This window comes from Pseudomonas sp. P7548 (genome assembly GCF_013386585.1).
Classification (GTDB): Bacteria; Pseudomonadota; Gammaproteobacteria; order Pseudomonadales; family Pseudomonadaceae; genus Aquipseudomonas.
Window position 1 is genome coordinate 18796 of record NZ_JACARO010000094.1, and the last position, 19472, is coordinate 38267.

At 61.0% G+C, this 19472-nt stretch carries 19 protein-coding genes and 1 pseudogene; 15 read left to right on the forward strand and 5 right to left on the reverse strand.

Translation table 11 applies throughout. The annotated features are described in order from the left end of the window. Positions 1–256: 256 nt before the first annotated feature. The 3 genes from msrA (at position 257) to HX803_RS29385 (ending at position 3038) form a co-directional block, all read left to right on the forward strand. The gene (gene msrA, locus HX803_RS29375) at positions 257–763 is read left to right on the forward strand and encodes a peptide-methionine (S)-S-oxide reductase MsrA (protein WP_178925632.1); all 507 of its coding nucleotides are present in this window, start codon (positions 257–259) and stop codon (positions 761–763) included. A gap of 326 nt (positions 764–1089) precedes the next feature. After that, on the forward strand, positions 1090–1596 hold the full coding sequence (locus HX803_RS29380) for a hypothetical protein (RefSeq protein ID WP_178925633.1): 507 nt from the start codon (positions 1090–1092) through the stop codon (positions 1594–1596). A 98-nt stretch (positions 1597–1694) separates the two neighbouring features. Beyond that, entirely contained in the window at positions 1695–3038 is a 1344-nt protein-coding gene (locus HX803_RS29385) for a hypothetical protein (RefSeq protein ID WP_178925634.1), read from the forward strand. Here the strand turns inward: HX803_RS29385 and HX803_RS29390 are convergent. The 3 genes from HX803_RS29390 to HX803_RS29400 all read right to left on the reverse strand — a co-directional run bounded on the left by HX803_RS29390 (position 3035) and on the right by HX803_RS29400 (position 5323). Then, positions 3035–4285 (reverse strand): NAD(P)/FAD-dependent oxidoreductase, encoded by a 1251-nt coding sequence (locus HX803_RS29390; RefSeq protein WP_178925635.1) that lies wholly within the window; start codon positions 4283–4285, stop codon positions 3035–3037. The two genes, HX803_RS29385 and HX803_RS29390, sit on opposite strands and share 4 nt — an antisense overlap. A gap of 133 nt (positions 4286–4418) precedes the next feature. Beyond that, positions 4419–4883 (reverse strand): type II 3-dehydroquinate dehydratase, encoded by a 465-nt coding sequence (locus tag HX803_RS29395; protein ID WP_178925636.1) that lies wholly within the window; start codon positions 4881–4883, stop codon positions 4419–4421. A gap of 17 nt (positions 4884–4900) precedes the next feature. Next, a complete protein-coding gene (locus HX803_RS29400; RefSeq protein WP_178925637.1) occupies positions 4901–5323 on the reverse strand; it encodes a RidA family protein in 423 nt (140 codons plus the stop codon). 186 nt (positions 5324–5509) lie between these two features. Between HX803_RS29400 and HX803_RS29405 the strand changes: the two genes are divergently transcribed. From HX803_RS29405 to HX803_RS29440, 8 genes and pseudogenes are all read left to right on the forward strand, one after another. Beyond that, positions 5510–6484, forward strand: a complete 975-nt coding sequence (locus HX803_RS29405; RefSeq protein WP_178925638.1) for a LysR family transcriptional regulator — start codon at positions 5510–5512, stop codon at positions 6482–6484. Between the two features lie 333 nt (positions 6485–6817). Continuing rightward, a complete protein-coding gene (locus HX803_RS29410) occupies positions 6818–8335 on the forward strand; it encodes an amino acid ABC transporter permease/ATP-binding protein (protein WP_178925639.1) in 1518 nt (505 codons plus the stop codon). A gap of 27 nt (positions 8336–8362) precedes the next feature. Then, positions 8363–9235, forward strand: a complete 873-nt coding sequence (locus HX803_RS29415; RefSeq protein WP_178925640.1) for a phytanoyl-CoA dioxygenase family protein — start codon at positions 8363–8365, stop codon at positions 9233–9235. Between the two features lie 29 nt (positions 9236–9264). Beyond that, complete coding sequence (locus HX803_RS29420; RefSeq protein ID WP_178925641.1) at positions 9265–10095, forward strand: ABC transporter substrate-binding protein; 831 nt, start codon at positions 9265–9267, stop codon at positions 10093–10095. Positions 10096–10149: 54 nt separating this feature from the next. After that, complete coding sequence (locus HX803_RS29425) at positions 10150–10881, forward strand: class II aldolase and adducin N-terminal domain-containing protein (RefSeq protein ID WP_178925642.1); 732 nt, start codon at positions 10150–10152, stop codon at positions 10879–10881. An 11-nt stretch (positions 10882–10892) separates the two neighbouring features. Continuing rightward, complete coding sequence (locus HX803_RS29430; RefSeq protein ID WP_178925643.1) at positions 10893–11567, forward strand: DUF1028 domain-containing protein; 675 nt, start codon at positions 10893–10895, stop codon at positions 11565–11567. After that, on the forward strand, positions 11564–12721 hold the full coding sequence (gene argE / locus HX803_RS29435) for an acetylornithine deacetylase (RefSeq protein ID WP_178925644.1): 1158 nt from the start codon (positions 11564–11566) through the stop codon (positions 12719–12721). The genes HX803_RS29430 and argE overlap by 4 nt, the downstream gene beginning before the upstream one ends. Before the next feature lie 125 nt (positions 12722–12846). Continuing rightward, positions 12847–13044: pseudogene (locus HX803_RS29440) on the forward strand (addiction module antidote protein); the annotation flags it as partial. Between the two features lie 126 nt (positions 13045–13170). On the opposite strand, the gene gudD reads toward HX803_RS29440, so the two are convergent. Further along, complete coding sequence (gene gudD / locus HX803_RS29445) at positions 13171–14496, reverse strand: glucarate dehydratase (protein WP_178925645.1); 1326 nt, start codon at positions 14494–14496, stop codon at positions 13171–13173. A 19-nt stretch (positions 14497–14515) separates the two neighbouring features. Next, positions 14516–15877: an MFS transporter gene (locus HX803_RS29450; protein WP_178925646.1), complete on the reverse strand. Its 1362-nt coding sequence runs from the start codon at positions 15875–15877 to the stop codon at positions 14516–14518. Positions 15878–16217: 340 nt separating this feature from the next. On the opposite strand from HX803_RS29450, the gene HX803_RS29455 reads away from it, so the two are divergent. The 4 genes from HX803_RS29455 to HX803_RS29470 all read left to right on the forward strand — a co-directional run bounded on the left by HX803_RS29455 (position 16218) and on the right by HX803_RS29470 (position 18836). Next, a complete protein-coding gene (locus HX803_RS29455; RefSeq protein ID WP_178925647.1) occupies positions 16218–16928 on the forward strand; it encodes a FadR/GntR family transcriptional regulator in 711 nt (236 codons plus the stop codon). A 6-nt stretch (positions 16929–16934) separates the two neighbouring features. Continuing rightward, positions 16935–17633 (forward strand): tRNA (adenine(22)-N(1))-methyltransferase TrmK, encoded by a 699-nt coding sequence (locus HX803_RS29460; RefSeq protein WP_178925648.1) that lies wholly within the window; start codon positions 16935–16937, stop codon positions 17631–17633. Positions 17634–17920: 287 nt separating this feature from the next. Further along, positions 17921–18460, forward strand: a complete 540-nt coding sequence (locus tag HX803_RS29465; protein WP_178925663.1) for an ATP phosphoribosyltransferase regulatory subunit — start codon at positions 17921–17923, stop codon at positions 18458–18460. 82 nt (positions 18461–18542) lie between these two features. Then, on the forward strand, positions 18543–18836 hold the full coding sequence (locus HX803_RS29470; RefSeq protein WP_178925649.1) for a DUF3144 domain-containing protein: 294 nt from the start codon (positions 18543–18545) through the stop codon (positions 18834–18836). The last annotated feature ends 636 nt before the right edge of the window (positions 18837–19472 follow it).

The following is a 19472-nucleotide window of genomic DNA, read 5'->3' on the forward strand; positions in this document are numbered from 1 at the left end:
TACAGCTGGGCATTGTGCCATCACCGTGGGGCGTGGCGCTAATCTTGTTCCCTGTCGAGGCTGATTTTTCTCCCCGCTGAGCGTCAACGGCGGGCATTTTCCCCGAAAATGGCCACTATCTCGATATTCGGTTCCGGGGAAAACAATGTGGAGACCTCAACCCGGTACCTGCGCAGCTCCGGAAATCGTCGCCCGGGCCTTGGGATTGGTCCACACGGCCCCATAACTACGCCTGTATCCATCGAGGTGACAGACCATGACCAACACAACCGAAACCGCCATTCTTGCCGGCGGCTGCTTCTGGGGTATGCAGGACCTGTTGCGGCGCTACCCCGGTGTGCTGCACACACGCGTCGGCTACACCGGCGGCGATGTGGCGAATGCCACCTACCGCAACCATGGCAACCATGCGGAAGCGATCGAGATCGTGTTTGACCCGGCTGTGATCGGCTATCGGCAGATCCTTGAGTTCTTCTTCCAGATACACGACCCCAGCACGCCGAACCGCCAAGGCAACGACCTTGGGCCCAGCTACCGCTCCGCGATTTATTACCTCAGCGAACAGCAACGGGACATTGCCGAAGACACGGCGGCTGACGTCGATGCCTCCCAATTGTGGCCGGGCCGCGTGGTCACTGAAATCGAACCGGCCGGGCCGTTCTGGGAAGCGGAGCCGGAGCACCAGGATTACCTGGAGCGCATCCCCAACGGCTATACCTGCCACTTCATACGCCCGAACTGGAAACTGCCCAAGCGCGCGTGAGCGTGCCCTGCCTTCGACCCCCCCCTTGTCCCGCCGAGTCGTCTCCCCGCGACGGCTCGGTACCTTGCCCCGCTTTTCCGTCCGTTGCCCAGTGCTGCGGGCTTCTACTGTGCACGTATGAAATAAGCATTTTAAGTAGAGGGTGAGGCGGACTAGGAAGTTGCCCACAGCTTCTTACTTTTTAGTATGACGGAGTCTTCTTTCGTTATTTTAGGAAGTGCGTGGGTTTATCCGGTTAATTATTCGTGCAATCGTACTGGCGTGGTTCTTACAGTTGGCTTGAGTTTAATTCCAGGTGTTGGTTTCTGACTCTGTGGAGGTAAATGATGAAAAGCTTGAGTGTGGTTCCGTTGGTGAGAGTTGCGAGGGGTTTTCTTCTCGGCTTAGTGGCTGCTTTTGCAGCGATTGCAGGTGGCTCAGTGTTCGCGGAAGAAAGGGTTTTAACCAAGGCGGATGCACCCACGCCTGTGCTGGTGCTATCTATGTCTGATGTTTATCCGGGTACTGGATTTTCTACGTTTAATGTTTTGTCCACAGACATGCCCGCAGGGACGCTTACTCTCCCGAAAAAGTTATTAGGGATTCAATGGAGTACTACGTACTACCCTAAAACGATTCACGATGATGTGGAACTGTGTTATTACCGCCCTTTTAGCTCTGAAAGGAGTTGTCAGGATATTCAGCCAAGTTCTTCCGGAACATTGGATGTTTTTAATGACCAAGCTTTTGGCCATGGTTCTAAAGTTGTTATCAATCATAGCGTGCGAGGCGGAGAACCACCGTTCGCTCGTCCAGCCGGTGTCGATTCGGTAACGTTTAAATATCAATATTGATCTGTTGTATAGCGCTCGCGGTCGGCTCGATTGCGAGTGCTCTCTAAAAAAGAACAGATCTGTATAGAAACCGCATGTTTTTATGCAGGTACATACTCATGAACACGATCAGTCCCTATACAACGTCGCCTCACAGTCGAGTGGCCAGCCATCCCGTAGACGAGATTACGCCACCCGTTGCTTTGCCCGAAGCAGGCGAGGCGGATTCCTCTACTTCCAATAACGGCGCCACCACCGTCTCGCTGCTGGCCGGCCAATTGAGTGCTGCGGCCATGCGCGCTGAAATGCGTGGGGGGCACACTGGCGCCGACCTGCTGGCACCTATCACCGATGCCAAGTATTTCGCCCATAAGGCGCAACATGATGCGCAGATTCCAACCACCGACAACCCGGAACATTTGGCACGGGCGCGGCAAGCGACGGCGTTTCTCAACGGCACTGACAGCAACCCCTTCAAAGGTCTCGCGCGCGATCAACTCAGCCTGATCGCCCACGACGACGGCGGCTCCTTCACCATTAATGAACGACGTGCCGCTTGGCAAACGTTGCAATCAGTTGACGCCTCTGTAGGTTCCAGTCCGGAGCCAGAGTTTGCTAACGGTCGTAAAATCATGATCTCGCGCTTGTTTGGTGGCAGAGAGCCGCCGGTCGCGCTTCCGCCTGCCACGGCCTACAACGAAAGGCAAAATCGCTGCGAGTTTCTCACCCTCGAAGACCGTGCGGTGATCGCGGATATGTACGGATATGCACAAGCCGAAGGAGTAGATCTGCATTTTGTCGACCGATTGATCACGTCATACAGCACCTACCGCTATTACACCGACGGCAGCCAGATGCTCGGTGGCAATAGCGGCTACGACCTGGACGGGCATCCGGTGAGGTACGATTTCAAGCCAGACGATGCCGCCACCGCCGCGGGTATCCTGAACGGCTCGGCAATCAACAGCACGCGCATCGACCCGGGCTTTTTGCGCTACATCCTCAACCCCGATCATGGCGCGTTTTCCAACGTGGGCGGCATACCGTTCCTGAAACGGATGGTGAACAAGTTCTCCGATGAAGGTGCCGACCAGCCGCCGCTTGGCAGTGAGTTCGCGGTCTTGAACCCTGTCGTTATCGCGGACCATATCGTCAAAACCACGAACATGAGCATAACGCTGCCGCCTTTCAATCCTGTCCTTGTGAAGACTGACGACGGCTGGACAGTGACGGAAGAAGGCAAGGCCGCCGGCTACGTGTTGGATCCGGCCACTGGCAGGCCGTACAAACGTGAGGCCCCCTCGACACGTCAAAACGAGCAGTACTTGATCTCGGATACCCTTTCCAGTCAGGCACCCAATCGCACCCTTCTCGATGCGCTGGCCGAACCCTCCGACCTACCCACCCCGCGATGGAGCTTGACCGGCCAACTCTTCACCTTGCTGAAAAACCTCAAGCCTTAAGGCCTGTTGTAAGCCCTGTATTCATTCTGCAAGACGATATGGTCAGCCACGTACTTCGCGTCGTGCCACACCCCATAGATAAATGATGAGGCACGGTTCACCAGGTTCGGCAGGCCCAGGAAGTAAATCCCGCTCTGGGCCGAGATCCCGCGTTTGTGGAAGGGCTCGCCTTTCTCATCGAACGCGTCGACTTTCAACCAGCCGAAATCGAACGTGAAGCCGGTGGCCCACAGGATCGTGGTCACGCCGGCCTCGGCCAAATCCAGGCTCAGGATCGGGTTGAGCAGGCATGGCGGATCGGGCAGCAGGTCCCAGGCCTCGGGCTCCAGGGGGAAGGGTAGGCCGTTGGCTTCGATGTACGCGTCGGCATCGCGCAGCACCTCGAAATACGCACGGTCCCCTTCGGCCACGTTATCGGCCAGGCCTGGGGCAAAGGTCATCACGCCTGCGTCCCAGCCTTGGGTGACGCCGACCAAGTGAATGCCTTGATGGGCCAGCCGACGGAAGTCCACGGTCTTGCCACCTTCATAGCCGCTGACGGCAAAGGCCACGTGTTTTTTCTTCGGCTGGATCTTGACCTCATCCCACAAGCCCAACGCGCCCAGCCACCAGCAGTAGTCACGGCCCCGGTACGCGCGGGGAGGGCGGTAGTGTTCGCCCACCGAGAGGTACACGGTCTTACCGGCTTTTTGCAGTTCTTCGGCGATCTGAGAGCCGGAGGCACCGGCACCCACCACAAGCACCGCGCCTTCGGGCAATTGGCCGGGGTTCTTGTAGGAAGAGGAGTGCAGTTGATACAGCGGTGCCGACGCCGGAACGAGGGCGGGGATAGATGGGCGCTGAAACGGGCCGGTGGCCGCCACGACGTTGGTGGCTTCGATCACGCCAGCCGAGGTCGTGACCTTGAAACCGGGGCGACCCACATGGCGTTCCACTTGCTGCACCTCGACACCGGTGCGCACCGGCGCCTGCAGTTTGTCGACGTAGGCTTCGAAGTAGTCGGCCATGCGCTCTTTCGGTGGAAAGGCTTCGGGGGAAATGCCCTCGAATGTCAGCCCGGGAAAGCGGTCATGCCAGGCCGGGCCGTTGGCGACCAGCGAGTCCCAGCGCTCCGATCGCCAGCGCTCGGCGATGCGGTGGCGTTCCAGCACGATGTGCGGCACGCCCATCAGGGACAGGTGCTCACTCATGGCAACCCCGGCCTGGCCTGCGCCGACCACCAGGGTGTTGATTGTTTCGACGGACATAGGCGTTTCCCGAAAGGTAAAAGGTTTGTCTGCAACACCGGTTGTCACTGCAGGAGCCGGCTTGCCGGCGATAGCGGTGTTCCAGATAACGGATTGGCTGGCTCACCCAACGTCATCGCCGGCAAGCCGGCTCCTACAGGTGCTCGGTGGTGGTTTGGCGTTCGTGGAGCAGCTGGGCCACGGCGCTGAGGGCCAATTGGTAACCCAGCGCACCCAACCCGGCGATCACGCCAGTGGCGGCCTTGGATATAAAGGAGTGGTGCCGGAAGCTTTCGCGCTTCCAGATGTTGCTCATGTGCGCTTCGATGATCGGCCCGTCGAACGCCAGCAGCGCATCGAGGATCGGCACCGAGCTGTACGTCAGCCCGGCCGCATTGATCACAATGGCATCGCTGCTCAGCCGCGCCTCCTGGATCCAGTCCACCAGCACGCCCTCGTGGTTGCTCTGGCGAAAGTCCAGGGTCAGGCCTATTTCAGCGGCGTGGCGTTGGCAGCGCGCTTCGATGCTGGCAAAGCTCTCGCTGCCGTAGGTGCCGCGTTTATCCAGCCCATACAGGTTGGCGTTCGGCCCGTTGAGGAACATCACACGGTGGCTCATGGCGTACTCCAGGTCATTCAGGGCTGCCAGTCATCCGGCACCACGGCGATCACATCGATCTCCATCAGCCACTCCGGCTGGCCCAGGCCGGAGATCACCAGCCCGGTGGAAATCGGGAACACGCCCTTGAGCCATTTGCCCACCTCCTGGTACACCGGCTCGCGGTAGCGTGGGTCGATCAGGTACGTGGTGGTCTTGACGATGTGCGACAGGTCGGAGCCCGCCTCCTCCAGCAGTTGCTTGACGTTTTTCATCGCCTGTTCGGCCTGGGCACGCGGATCGCCGAGACCCACCAGGTTGCCCGCGAAATCGGTACCGATCTGGCCGCGCACATAAATGGTGTTGCCGGCGCGCACGGCCTGGCACAGATCGTTGTCCAGGCTTTGGTTGGGGTAGGTTTCCCGGGTGTTGAACATGCGGATTCGAGTGTGGGTGGGCATCGCAGGCGGCTCGCTGAAAACGGGATGACCGCAGCTTCACACCACCATGGCTGTAGCGAAACCAGCATTTGTGCAGGGTAGTGCTTAGGAAAAACCGAAGCCCGTGCCCCTCATCGGCAGGCGCAGTGACCCGGCACGAACCCTGCACGATCGATCACGTACACCCATTGTTGTTGTGGAGGCGTGATGCTCAGTCGAATTACTCAGCGCCAGCTGGAATATTTTGTCGCGTCCGGCGAGGCGGGCAGCATCAGTGCTGCGGCTGAACGCATTCATGTGTCGTCGCCGTCGATCTCGGCGGCGATCACCCATATGGAAGCGGAGCTGGGCATCCAGCTGTTTGTGCGGCACCACGCCCAGGGCATTTCTCTCACGGCCGTCGGGCGCCAGGTGATGCAGGAGGCCAAGCTGATCCTGGAGCAAATGACCAACCTCTACACCATTGCCTCGGAGTCGTTGAACACCGTGCGCGGACCGTTGCGGGTGGGCTGCCTGGAGTCGCTGGCGCCGATGATCACGCCGGAACTGGTGTTTGGTTTTGGCCGCGCGTTCCCCGGTGTGCGGCTGACCCAGGCCGAAGGCAACCACGAGGAACTGCTGGAGAAACTGCGCAGCGGCGAGCTGGACATCGCCCTGACCTACGACCTGGTGACCAGCCCGGACATCGACTTCCAGCCCCTGGCCCAACTGCCGCCCTATGTGATGGTCGGCGAATACCACCCGTTGGCAAACCTGCCGGCGGTGAGCATGCAGGACCTCGAAGCCTACCCGGTGGTGCTGCTCGACACGCCCTGGAGCCGCGATTATTTCCTCAGCCTGTTCATCCAGGCGGGCACCACGCCGAACATCATCATGCGCTCCACCAACCTCGAAACGGTGCGCGCCATGGTCGGTAACGGCATCGGTTATTCCTTCGCGAATGCGCGGCCCAAATCCAACGTGTCCCAGGATGGCAAGCGCGTGATCCGCCTGCGCCTGGCCGGCGCTCATCGTCCGATGCGCCTGGGCTACGCCACGGCCAGCAACACCCAGCTGTCGCGGGTGGTGTCGGCGTTTGCCGAGCGGTGCCGCATGTTTGTCTCCGACCAGTACATCCCCGGCATGGCACCGCCGAGCTTTTTCGACCCGCATGCGGTGCGGGTGATGAGTGGTGTGAGCTGACGTTGCACCAATAAGTGGCGTGTTCGACGTGGTGGGTTCAGGTGCGCACCATTTTGGCTAATGCGCAGGATCCCAGAACAATGGAGATCAAAATGTGGGAGCGGGCTTGCTCGCGAATGAGGTTTATCAGTCAGCACATCAGTAACTGACAGACCGCCTTCGCGAGCAAGCCCGCTCCCACATTGGATCTTCGTTCATTGGTTTTTTGCGTGGTTTTTGGCTGCATAGGTTCTGCCTACCCAGTGCCCCGGCTTTTACGAATTGACCCTGACCACCTCCCGCCACGACTCTCAACCCATCGATGTAGATCAACTTATTCAGGGCACCACGACGATGACATTCGACTGGCACTACATGTTTGGTTTGCTCGGCGACGCCGAGTTCTGGCGCGCGACGTGGACGGTGATCAAGCTCAGCACCCTGACCTGGTTGTTGAGCATCGTCTTCGGGTTCGTGCTGGCGCTGGCCAAGCAATCCAGGCACGGCCTGCTCAGCGTGCCGGCCCGTGGTTATATCTGGTTGTTCCGCAGCCTGCCGCTGCTGGTGCTGCTGATCTTCATCTACAACTTGCCCCAGGCGTTGCCCGGCACGTCGGCGATTTTGGCGGACCCATTCTGGTCCGGCCTGCTGGCCCTGGTGATCTGCGAAAGCGCCTACGTCGCCGAGATCCATCGCGGCGGCCTGCTCTCGATTCACAAAGGGCAGGGCGAAGCAGCACGGGCGTTGGGCCTGCGCTTCCTCGGTACCCAGTGGCGTGTGGTGATCCCTCAAGCCTTGCGGGTGGCGCTGCCCTCGCTGGCCAACGAATACATCTCCATCGTCAAGCTCACCTCCCTGGTGTCGGTGATCTCCCTCACGGAGATCCTGATGGTCGGCCAGCGCCTGTATTCGCAGAACTTTTTGGTGATCGAAACCATGGCGGCGGTGGCGTTTTTCTACGTGTTCATCGTCACCGTGTTCGACTTTCTGCTCAAACGCCTGGAGCGCTTTCTCGACGTCAACCAACGCAACGTGTCCCGTGTGCCGGACGCTGAAGTGCTGGCGCTGGCCACCCAGCAGCGCACGGCGTTGGTGCGCCCAGCCAGCAACGGCGAACCGGCGTTGCAGGCGGCGCGGCTGCACAAGGCCTACAACAACGTTGAAGTGCTGGGCTCGGTGAACTTGCAGATCCAGACCGGTGAAGTGGTGTCGGTGATCGGCCCGTCCGGCTCCGGCAAAACCACGTTGATCCGTTTGCTCAACGGCCTGGAACAACTGGATAACGGCGAGATCCGGATCAACGGCCAGCCGTTCATTCACCTCGACAAGGTCGGCGCGCAGAAGCCGCAATTTATCGAGCACGCCGAGCACCGCCTGAACATCGGCATGGTGTTCCAGAGCTTCAACCTGTTCCCGCATTTGAGCGTGCTCGACAACCTGCTGATGGCGCCCAAATACCACCGCCTGGGTCGCCTGGCCGACCTCAAGCAACAGGCCTACGCGCTGCTGCACAAGGTGGGCATGCTCGACCACGCCTGGAAGTTCCCGCACCAGCTGTCGGGCGGCCAGCAGCAACGGGTGGCCATCGCCCGCGCCTTGATGATGCGCCCGCAAATCATGCTGTTCGACGAGCCCACCTCGGCGCTCGACCCGGAAAAAGTCAACGAAGTGCTGCAGGTCATCGAAGCCTTGGCCGAGGAGGGGATCACCATGGTGATCGTCACCCACGAGATGAACTTCGCCTTCAAGGTCTCCGACCGCATCGTGTTCATGGAGAAGGGCCGCGTGGTCTGCGACGACACGCCGGGCGCCCTGCGCAGCGGCCACAACCCACGCGTGGAGGCGTTCCTCAAGGACGTCTCGCTGGCGTGACCCCCTCAACGTTCAGGAAAAAATACAATGATCGAGCAAGCGCAAATCGAACAGTTCCAGCGTGACGGTTTCCTGGTGGTCGAAGACGTGTTGTCGCAGGACGAAGTGGCCGCACTGCAACACGATTTCGACCAATGGGTAGAAGAAAGCCGAAGCCACCAGAAAGGCTGGGGCGCGACCGTCGATGGTCGCGAACGCTTCGACCTGGAAGGCGATCACCGCGCCGATCACCCGTCGTTGCGCCGGGTCAGTTCGCCCACCGAGATTTCCCCGGCGTATGAGCGTGTGGCATTGCACTCACGCATGGCGGCGATTTGCGCGCAACTGATCGGCGCCCAGGGCACGCGTTTTCACCACAGCAAGATCAACTCCAAACTGCCTCACACCGCGACCCAGGTGAAGTGGCACCAGGACTTTCTGTTCACGCCCCACAGCAACGATGACATCGTCACCGCCTTGCTGATGGTCAGCGAAGTGACCCCGCAAAACGGTCCGCTGAACGTGATCCCCGGCAGCCATAAAGGCCCGCTGTGGTCGCACTGGCAGCATCAGCGTTTCACCGGTTCGGTGGATGACGCGGTGGTCGAGGAACACTGCCAGCAACCGGTGGCCTGCTACGGCCCGGCCGGCTCCGTGTGCTTCATGCACACCCGCCTTTTGCATGCTTCCAGCCCTAACGAGACCGAACTCCCGCGCACTTTGTTCATCAGTGTCTACGCCGCTGAAGACGCGCTGCCATTCGGCGAAAACCCCTTGCCCAGTGCACACGCCGGCCTGCTGGTGGCCGGTGAAGAGAGCGGCTTGGTGCGCTCCACGGACAACCACATGCGCTTGCCGCAGAAACCCCGTGGCGCCTCGTTCTTCGTGCAACAGGCCGGACAAGATTCAGCCACTGCCTAACCCAACTCAAACCCTTGCAGGTAAAAACCATGACAGCGTTTCGTATGAGTGTTCGTCCCCTTGCCGCATGCCTGTTGGGCGCCGCGGTTGCGATGACTTCGTTGGCGGCTTCGGCGTTCCAGCAGGACGGCAAGATCATTGCCGGTTCCGATGTGACGTTCTTCCCCTATGAGTACATGGATAACAACAAGCCGGCAGGTTTTGACATCGAGTTCATGGACGGCCTGGGCAAGGTCATGGGGCGCAAGGTCGAGACCCTCGACACGCGTTTTCCCAACCTGATCACCGGCCTGCAGGCAGGGCGTTTCGACCTGACCAACTCGTCGATGTACATCACTGCTGAGCGGGTCAAGGTCATCGACATGATCCCTTACCTCAAGAGCGGCGAGTCGATCCTCACCCTCAAGGACAGCGCCTTCCAGCCCAAGACCCCGGAGGAATTCTGCGGCCATAAGATCGGCTCCATGGGCGCCACGTCGTGGTTGGCGCAGATGAACAAACTGTCGACTGAGTATTGCGTGGCCAAGGGCTTGAAGCCGATCCAGATCAGCGAATACAGCACCGACCCGCAAACCACCCAGGCCTTGCTGGCTCACGCGGTTGAAGCCCAGATCACCGACGCCGCCGTGGCCCGTGGCGTGATCGACAAGCTGGGCAACCGCGTGGTGATTTCTTCCGACACCCTGATCTATCCGGTGCTCAACGGCTTCGGCGTGAAGAAGGGCAATGACACGGTGAAAAAAGCCCTGGTCGAGGGCCTGGAAAAATACCGCGCCACGCCTGAATACGCGGCCTTGCTGAAGAAGTACAACTTCCAGGCGCCCACCGAGGCCGACATCGCGGCGTTGATGCCGCAGTAAACCTAACCGCGCGTGCCGCATTCGCGTGCGGCCGCGCCCTGCGGAGTCCGATTCATGGCGTTATCCCTCGAAGAACAGACGCGCATCGACCTGGCCGCGACCTTTCGCATCATCGCGCACCTGGGCATGCACGAAGCGGTGGCCAACCACTTCAGCGCCGCCGTGTCGGCCGATGGCAAACAGTTTTTGCTCAACCCCAAGTGGAAGCACTTCTCGCGTATCCGCGCCAGCGACCTGTTGTTGCTCAATGCCGATGACCCGGCCTGCGCCGACAACCCGAACGTGGACGCCACCGCCTGGTCGATCCACGGGCAAATCCACCGCCTGTTGCCGCACACCCGCGCGGTGCTGCACTTGCACCCGGTCTACACCACGGCGGTGGCGTGCCTGGCCAAGCCTCATGTGCCGCCGATCGACCAGAACACCGCGCGTTACTTCAACCGCGTGGCCGTGGACGAGCTGTACGGCGGCATGGCCGATACCGAGGCCGAAGGCGCACGCCTGGCCGGCTTGCTCGACGGCAAGAGCCGCCTGCTGATGGGCAACCACGGTGTGATGGTGACGGCGGCGTCCATCGGCGAAGCCTTCGACGATATCTGGACCCTGGAGCGTGCCTGCCAGATCCTCGTGACGGCGTGGTCCACCGGGCAACCGCTGCGGGTGCTGTCGGATGACGTCGCGGAAAAAACCGCACGGGGCTGGGAAGGTATTGCGGATTTTTCGCGCCAGCACTTTGAAGAAATGAAGCAGTTGATGATCGACGCTGACCCTTCCGTGCTCGACTGAGGAGCCTTTCCATGACGTTTTCCGTTGTCGCCCGCTGCACAGAAACCGGCCAGTTGGGCATTGCCATCAGCTCGTCGAGCATTGCCGTGGGCGCGCGTTGTCCGTGGCTGCGGCCCGGTGTGGGCGCGGTGGCGTCACAGAACATCACCTTGCCCAGCCTGGGGCCCCAGGTGCTGGACCTGCTGGAGCAAGGCGCAACACCCGGTGAGGCGCTGGCGGCCATGGCCGGGCAGGCCCACAGCGAATACCGCCAGGTGACGGTGATCGACAGCCAAGGCCGCACCGCGCATTTCAGTGGTGCCCAGACCCTCGGCATTCATGGCGCGGTCAGCGGCGAGCAGTGTGTGGCGGCCGGCAACATGCTGGCGGCCCCGGGGGTGATTGACGCCATGGTGCGCGCGTTTGAAAACGCTGCCGGGCCCCTCGCGGATCGCCTGCTGGCCGCCCTGCACACCGGGCAGGCGCGGGGCGGTGAAGCGGGGCCGGTGCATTCGGCGGCGCTGGTGGTGGTCGACGACTTGCTCTGGCCCATCGTCAACCTGCGGGTGGATTGGGCCGAGGAAGACCCGATCGGCGCCCTCGACCAGCTCTGGCAGGCCTATCGCGGGCAGTCGCAGGCTTACATCGACCGCGCCCTCAACCCGCATGTCGCCCCGGGCTATGCCGTGCCGGGGGATGACCGATGAACAGCCGCGACCTGCTGGCGCAGCTGGTGCGTTTTGACACCACCAGCCGCGAGTCCAACCTGGCCCTGATCGACTTTGTGCGCACCTACCTGCAGGACCTCGGCGTGGCCTGTGAGCTGGTCTACAACGAACACAAGAGCAAGGCCAACCTGCTGGCGACCATCGGCCCGACAGATGTGCCGGGCATCGTGTTGTCCGGCCACACCGACGTGGTGCCGGTAGACGGCCAACGCTGGAGCGTGGCGCCGTTCGAACTCACGGAAAAACACGGCAAGTTGTATGGGCGCGGCACGGCCGACATGAAGGGCTATATCGCCTGTGTGTTGGCGAGCGTGCCGGCGTTGCTGGAGGCGCCGTTGCGTATGCCGGTGCATATCGCTTTGTCCTATGACGAAGAGGTGGGCTGCCTGGGCGTACGTTCGCTCATCGAACGGTTCCATGGGCAGGCGGTCAAGCCGCTGCTGTGCGTGATCGGCGAACCTACCGAGCTCAAGCCGGTGCTGGGCCACAAAGGCAAATTGGCGGTGCGTTGCGAGGTGCAGGGCGCGGCGTGCCATTCGGCGTATGCGCCGTCCGGGGTCAACGCCATTGAATACGCGGCGTGCTTGATCAGCGAGCTGGTGCGGCTCGGCGAAGAACTCAAGGCGCCACCGCAGTTGGATGAGCGTTTTGATCCGCCGTTTTCCACGGTGCAGACCGGGGTGATCAGTGGCGGCAAGGCACTGAATATCGTCCCGCAAAATTGCACCTTTGATTTTGAAGTGCGCTCGTTGCCGGCCCAGGATCCCTGGCAGGTTGCCCAGCAGTTGCAGCGCTATGCCGAACAGACCTTGCTGCCGGCGATGCAGGCGGTGAGTGCACAATCGGCGATCAGTTTCAGCGAGCTGTCCAGCTACCCGGGGTTGGCCACCTCCCTGGAAAGCCAGGCTGCTGAATGGGTGGCGCAGTTCTGTGGCTCCCGTGCATTCGGCACCGTGGCTTTTGGTACGGAGGGCGGGCTGTTTGACCGGGCCGGTATTCCCACCGTGGTGTGTGGCCCCGGCAGCATGGAGCAAGGGCACAAGCCGGATGAGTTTATCAGCGTGGAGCAACTGGCGGCGTGTGACCGGATGTTGGCGCGGGTGGTGGAATTTGTGAGCGACGGCTACCCCTAGACCTTGCTGGCGATGGCGGCATGTCAGTTAACGCTGTGCCAGCAGGTAAACCGCCATCGCAGGCAAGCCAGCTCCCACACAGGAATCTGCGCTAACACAACCTCGTAGGAGCCGGCTTGCCGGCGATGGCGGCGTTTTCCGAAGTGGCCAAGGCACAAGGCGTGAACAAGGTGGCCGAGGCGGCGGGGGTCAATCGAGAGAGTCTGTACAAAACCCTGAAGGGCGGCTCGAAAACCCGTTATGAAACCATCCAGAAACTGATGCTGGCGTTGGGTGTCGAGCTCACGGTACAACCGATTGCAGCCCGCAAGACGCGGACTTGAACAAGACGACGATCAACGGTGGGAGCGGGCTTGCTCGCGAATGCAGTGTGTCAGCCAGCACATCTGTAGCTGATCCACCGCATTCGCGAGCAAGCCCGCTCCCACCGTTGTTTACCTGTGTTGGCCTTACCGCACTAGACACGGCGCCTTGTTGTTGAATGCCCAACCCGGAATCAGGAACTGCATCGCCACACTGTCATCCCGGGCACCCAGGCCCATGCCCTTGTACAGTTCGTGGGCCTTGGCCACGGCGTCCATGTCGATGTCCACGCCCAGGCCTGGCTTGGCCGGCACCTTCACGTAACCACCTTCGATCTTCAGCGGTTCGCGGGTCAGGCGCTGGCCGTCCTGCCAGATCCAATGGGTGTCGATGGCGGTGATATCGCCCGGTGCGGCGGCGGCCACTTGGGTGAACATCGCCAGGGAAATGTCGAAATGGTTGTTGGAGTGCGAACCCCAGGTCAGGCCCCATTCGTTGCACATCTGCGCCACGCGTACCGAGCCTTGCATCGTCCAGAAGTGCGGGTCGGCCAGGGGGATGTCCACCGATTGCAGTTGGATCGCGTGGCCCATTTCGCGCCAGTCGGTGGCGATCATGTTGGTGGCGGTTTTAAGGCCCGTGGCGCGGCGGAATTCGGCCATGACTTCGCGGCCCGAATAGCCGTTCTCTGCGCCGCACGGGTCCTCGGCATAGGCGAGTACCTTGTGCTGGTCACGGCACAGGCGGATGGCTTCCTTGAGTGACCACGCGCCGTTCGGATCAAGCGTGATGCGCGCATCCGGGAAGCGTTCGGCCAGGGCGGTGACGGCTTCGATCTCTTCATCGCCACTGAGCACGCCGCCCTTGAGCTTGAAGTCATTGAAACCGTATTTGGCCTTGGCCGCTTCGGCCAGGCGCACCACGGCCTCGCTGGTCAGGGCTGTTTCGTGGCGCAGGCGGAACCAGTCATCCTCGGCTTCGGCCTCGTTGCGGTAGGCCAGGTCGGTTGCGTTGCGATCGCCGACGTAGAACAGGTAGCCGAGCATTTTCACCGCATCGCGCTGCTGGCCTTCGCCGAGCAACGCCGCCACCGGCACTTCGAGGAACTGGCCGAGCAGGTCGAGCAGCGCGGCTTCCATGGCGGTGACGGCATGGATGGTGATGCGCAGGTCAAAGGTTTGCAGGCCGCGACCGGCCGCGTCCCTAGAGGCAAAGGTGCTGCGCATCTGGTTGAGGATGCGCTGGTACTGGCCGATGGGTTGGCCGATCACCAGGCTGCGGGCGTCTTCCAGGGTTTCGCGGATGCGTTCGCCGCCGGGCACTTCACCGACGCCGGTGTTGCCGCTGCTGTCCTTGAGAATCACGATATTGCGTGTGAAGTAAGGGCCGTGGGCGCCGCTCAGGTTGAGCAGCATGCTGTCGTGGCCGGCCACCGGAATGACCTGGAAGTGAGTGATAACGGGAGTGGTCATGGCACGTTCCTAAATAAGCTCAAAGAGGTTTGCTGAGTGCTGCGCCGGTTGGCACGCCGCCGGGCGGCGTCAACACGGCAGAGGGCGAGGTCTTGGCAAAGAACACCAGGATCGCGGCGAGGATCGAAGTGCCCGCCAGCCCGTAGAGGCCGCCCTGGATCGAACCGGTGGTCTGTTCAAGAAAGCCGAACGTGGTCGGCGCAACAAAGCCGCCAAGGTTGCCGATGGAGTTGATCAGCGCGATCACGGCCGCGGCGATACGCACGTCCAGGTAGCCCTGGGGAATCGGCCAGAACAGGGACGAGGCCGACTTGAAGCCGATGGCCGCAAAACAGATCGCCACAAAGGCAAAGATCGGCCCGCCCGTGGTGGACATGAACATGCCCGCTGCGGCAATCAACAGCGCGGCGGCGACCCAGGCCTGCTGGAACTTGAATTTGCCCGACAGCGACGCGAAGGCGTACATGGCGATGATCGAGATCAGCCACGGGATCGAGTTGAAGAAGCCCACCTGCACGTCGCTGAGATCGCCCATCTTCTTGATGATGCTCGGCAGCCAGAACGTGGCGGCGTAAATCGTCAGTTGGATGCAGAAGTACAAGACGCAGAACAGCAGGATCTGACGGTCTTTGAGCAGCTTGCCGAGGCTGGGTTTGACGGTGGTCAGGGCTTCACGCTCGCGCTGTTCCTGATCGATGGCGTCTACCAGGGCGTCCTGTTCTTCGCGGGTCAGCCATTTGGCGTCGTGGGGTTTGGAGTCGAGCCAGAACCACACGAAGAAGCCGAGCGCGACGGAGGCCAGGCCTTCGATGGCGAACATCCACTGCCAGCCGTGGAAGCCAAAACCTTCGATCTGTAGCAGTGCCCCCGACAGCGGGCCGGAGATCAGCGAAGCAACGGCCGAGCCGCTGAGGAAGATCGCAATGGCTTTGCCACGCTCCACGCCGGGCAGCCAGCGGGTGAAGTAGTAGATCACGCCGGGGAAGAAGCCTGCTTCGGCGACGCCCAGCAGGAAGCGCAGGATGTAGAACTGGGTTTCGTTCTGGATGAACGCCATCAGCGTGGCGACGATGCCCCAGGTGAACATGATGCGAGTCAGCCAGATACGCGCGCCGACCTTTTGCAGCAGCATGTTGGAGGGCACTTCGAAGAGCGCGTAACCGATGAAGAACAGCCCGGCACCGAGGCCGTAGGCCGCCGCGCCGATGCCCAGATCATGCTCCATGTGCGTACGCACGAAGCCGATATTGACCCGGTCGATGTAGTTGAGGATGAACATGATCACGAACAGTGGGAGCACATGGCTCTTCACTTTGCTGACGGTGCGCGCGAGCACGGACTCTGTTTCTGGCGTGGCAGCTGCATGGTTTGAATTGTTCACAATTCAAAACTCCCCCTGATTATTTTTATGCGGGTTTGCGTGTTTTGTTGATAGACATCATACAAGTGGTTTTCTTGAGTTCGCAATGCAGTGTGGTGTGAATTTGTTCTTATAAGGCCATGGTGGAATCGAGTGATCTGGTTATTTGTCCCGTATTTATTGGGATTTTGTGGGGTTGTGCAAGCAGCCTTGAAGGAGGCGGGCTGCTGTGCGGTTGTCAACATGAACTGCAGCTTTAATATTGGTTGTCATACAAGTTGAGGGTTTTTTGCATCTGGCCAGCGTGGGCTCCGAGCAGGGTGTTAAGCTCCCACCAGCTCAGCCCCGTGGACCCGTCGCGATGCCCATTGAAAGCCGAACCCTTGTCCGTAAGCGCTCCAACAACCTGGCCCAAGGCGTGGTCGACGCGCTGACCCAGCGCATCCTGCTCGGGCAGCTCAAGCCCGGTGAAAAACTGCCGTCGGAATCCACCATCGTCGGTGAACACGGCGTGAGCCGCACGGTGGTGCGCGAGGCGATTTCCAAGTTGCAGGCCTCGGGCCTGGTGGAGACGCGTCACGGCATCGGCACCTTCGTGCTGGCGCCAAGTGCCCAGCAGGGATTGCGCCTGCACGTGGACACCGTCGCCAGCGTGCGCAACATGCTGGAGTTGCGACTGGGGCTAGAGGTGCAGGCCGTGGCCTTGGCCGCGCAGCGCCGCAGTGATGAACAGCTCGCCCACATGCGCCAGGCGCTGGATGACTACCAGGCTTCGCTGGCCAATAACGACAGTTGCGTGGAGGAAGACAAGCGCTTCCACCAACTGATCGCCGAGGCCACGGGCAATACCTTTTTTACCGAGATCATGCTGCACCTGGGCAATGCGATGATCCCGCGCACCCAGGTCAAGGGCGCCGAGCGCGGTGGCGCCGACTTCGCCAAGCTGGGGCAGTTGGCGAACTTGGAGCATGAAGCGATCTTCAATGCGATCAAGCGCCAGGACCCGGATGCCGCGCGGGCGGCGATGGTGTTGCACCTGACCAACAGCCGTGATCGATTTTCTGGAGAGTAAAACCCGTTGAACGAACACACTTTGTCCCAGCGCCTGGAGCGCGTGGCTGCCAATGTGCCCGCGGGCGCACGCCTGGCTGATATCGGCTCGGACCACGCTTACCTGCCGGTGGCGCTGATGCGTCGCGGCGCGATCACGGCAGCGGTGGCGGGGGAGGTGGCGGTGACGCCGTTCCACGCAGCCCAACGAACCGTGCGCGACAACGGCCTGGAGGCGAACGTGACGGTGCGCCTGGCCGATGGGCTGGCGGCTATCGAGCCCCAGGACGGCATCACTGCGATCAGCCTGTGCGGCATGGGCGGCGAAACCATCCGCGACATCCTCGACGCTGGCCAGGCGCACCTCAATGGTCACGAACGCCTGATCCTGCAACCCAATGGCGGCGAGCAGCCGTTGCGCCAGTGGCTGATGGAGCAGGGCTACCACATCCTGCGCGAAGAGTTGCTGCGGGAAAACCGCTTCTACTACGAAATCATCGTGGCTGAACGCGCCGAGCCTGTGACCTACACCGGCGAAGAACTGTACTTCGGCCCGCTGCAGATGCAGGCGCGCAGCCCGGTGTTCCTGGCCAAGTGGCAGCACCTGCTGCGCCAGAAAAAGAAAACCCTGGCCAGCTTTGAGCGCGCACGCCAGGCGGTGCCGGACGAGAAGCGGCAAGAAGTCGCCAGGCAGGCGCAGTGGATTGCGGCGTTGCTGGGGTTGTAACTTTTCCTACAAATGTGCCAGGATCGGGCATGACTCAATTTCCTCAAAGCAACCGCCATCACCACCACGGACCTTTCCCAAGGGGCCGCGGTTGCTTGCATTCACGGATTGATCAAACCTTCTGATCACTCAATGAACCCAACCCAAGGCGCCCCTCCCGGCGCCTTTTTTATTGTCTGTAGAAATGGAGATTTACCCCATGACCATGTTGCGCGGAACCCGAATCGTGACAGGAACAGAAGCGGCACTGATGCGAAAAATCGAGGGGCGCTTTCGGAGCTGGCTTCATCGAAGCGGGCGCTGAAGAAGTCATTGTGCCCGCGCTGTGGGGCCAGGACACGTTCATCGAAAAGACCGGTGGCAGTGAAATCATCGGGCAGATGTGGGCCTTTGATGACAAGGCGGGCCGCAAGTGTTGCTTGATCCCCGAAGCCACGGCGCTGTTCCAGGAACGCACGGCCGAATTGCTCGGTGGTCGGGAAGAGGCGATGTTCTTTTATGTGGCGCGCTGTTATCGCTACGAGCGGCCGCAAGCCGGGCGTTATCGAGAATTCACCCAGCTGGGCCTGGAGATTCTCAGCCCATTGCCCGCGTTGGCGTTGCAGCGCAGCCAGGCACTGTGCACCGGTTTTTTGGATTCGCTGGGGCTCGACTATGAGTTGAGCCTGGCGGTGAAGCGTGGGCTGAGTTACTACCTGGAGGGCAACGGTTTTGAAGTGCGTTGCCCTGCGCTGGGCGCGCAGCAACAGGTGGTCGGCGGCGGTGCGTACCGAGAAGGTGCCGGGTTTGGTATCGGGCTTGAGCGGTTGGTGCTCGCATTGAGCTGATGCAACGGGCGCCTCCTGCTTGGGGGCGCCTGGCGGATATGTTCCAATGCCCGCCATTCTTCGTTCACCCAGGAACCCCGCCATGGCAGATGCCACTGATCAAGCTTTCTATGACCGTGCTGATGCACATATCGAACTGTCGAACGAGCAGCTCAAGACCTGCGAGAACCTTGGCGAAGTCAGCGCCTCGATGACGTTCGGCGCCACCCGCTTCAGCGCCTGGGCCAGCGCGCGCAACTTCAAGTCCGGCGCAGAAATGGCCGATGCGCGGGAGGCGATGCTCAAGTATTTCTGCGACCAGTACCGGATGATGCTGGAAGACAACCTGGATGATCACATCAACAACTTCGAGCGGTACATGGGCAGCACCCGCTGAAACCCTCCCTGTGGGAACTTACACAACTTGTAGTGAGCGGGCTTGCCCCGCGCTGGGGGGCGAAGCCGCCCCAATCCGGGCGCTGCAGTGTTTCAAAAGACTCAGGCGCCAGGATTTGGATTGGAGTCGCCCCCGGCGCGGGGCAAGCCCGCTCACTACAGGTTGCGCTTGCATCCTGACCCACCTCGATCGCTGGAAAGCCGGCTCCTACCGTTGATCGGGGTGTTTATCCGTTACAGGTCTGCCCTCAGGGCTGAGTGCTTTTGCCCCATTTCGGGGCGTTGGCTGTGCACCTGTAGCGTGCAACCCCGCTGATCTCCTGCGTCTCAACCAACGGCCCGTATCTTGCTAGAGCCAAGCTAATCAATGACATGGCATTTTGCTGCTAGTCATTTCAAGGCTTCGCCCCTCGGTGCACCGTGTGGGTTGTTTTAGGGAGTGGTCGGCCATGCACAGTCTTTTGTCCCCCGGTATCCGCCTGCTCGGGCGCTTGGGTTTTGCGCGTAAGTTCCAGGTGCTGTTCTTCCTGTTCATGCTGCCCCTGGCCGGAAGCTTGTGGATGATCGGCCAGGACTACCGCGACAAGCTCGCGGTGATTTCCAGCGAGCAATCCGGCGTGCGCCAACTGTTGGCCCT

Excerpts from the sequence above, each read along its gene's own strand:
- gudD (WP_178925645.1), bottom strand. The coding sequence starts at position 14,496 with ATGACCACTCCCGTTATCACTCACTTCCAGGTCATTCCGGTGGCCGGC.
- HX803_RS29425 (WP_178925642.1), top strand. The coding sequence starts at position 10,150 with ATGGCGTTATCCCTCGAAGAACAGACGCGCATCGACCTGGCCGCGACC.
- HX803_RS29400 (WP_178925637.1), bottom strand. The coding sequence starts at position 5,323 with ATGCCCACCCACACTCGAATCCGCATGTTCAACACCCGGGAAACCTAC.
- HX803_RS29455 (WP_178925647.1), top strand. The coding sequence starts at position 16,218 with ATGCCCATTGAAAGCCGAACCCTTGTCCGTAAGCGCTCCAACAACCTG.
- msrA (WP_178925632.1), top strand. The coding sequence starts at position 257 with ATGACCAACACAACCGAAACCGCCATTCTTGCCGGCGGCTGCTTCTGG.
- HX803_RS29415 (WP_178925640.1), top strand. The coding sequence starts at position 8,363 with ATGATCGAGCAAGCGCAAATCGAACAGTTCCAGCGTGACGGTTTCCTG.
- HX803_RS29430 (WP_178925643.1), top strand. The coding sequence starts at position 10,893 with ATGACGTTTTCCGTTGTCGCCCGCTGCACAGAAACCGGCCAGTTGGGC.
- argE (WP_178925644.1), top strand. The coding sequence starts at position 11,564 with ATGAACAGCCGCGACCTGCTGGCGCAGCTGGTGCGTTTTGACACCACC.
- HX803_RS29405 (WP_178925638.1), top strand. The coding sequence starts at position 5,510 with ATGCTCAGTCGAATTACTCAGCGCCAGCTGGAATATTTTGTCGCGTCC.
- HX803_RS29390 (WP_178925635.1), bottom strand. The coding sequence starts at position 4,285 with ATGTCCGTCGAAACAATCAACACCCTGGTGGTCGGCGCAGGCCAGGCC.
- HX803_RS29380 (WP_178925633.1), top strand. The coding sequence starts at position 1,090 with ATGAAAAGCTTGAGTGTGGTTCCGTTGGTGAGAGTTGCGAGGGGTTTT.
- HX803_RS29410 (WP_178925639.1), top strand. The coding sequence starts at position 6,818 with ATGACATTCGACTGGCACTACATGTTTGGTTTGCTCGGCGACGCCGAG.
- HX803_RS29385 (WP_178925634.1), top strand. The coding sequence starts at position 1,695 with ATGAACACGATCAGTCCCTATACAACGTCGCCTCACAGTCGAGTGGCC.
- HX803_RS29395 (WP_178925636.1), bottom strand. The coding sequence starts at position 4,883 with ATGAGCCACCGTGTGATGTTCCTCAACGGGCCGAACGCCAACCTGTAT.
- HX803_RS29470 (WP_178925649.1), top strand. The coding sequence starts at position 18,543 with ATGGCAGATGCCACTGATCAAGCTTTCTATGACCGTGCTGATGCACAT.
- HX803_RS29420 (WP_178925641.1), top strand. The coding sequence starts at position 9,265 with ATGACAGCGTTTCGTATGAGTGTTCGTCCCCTTGCCGCATGCCTGTTG.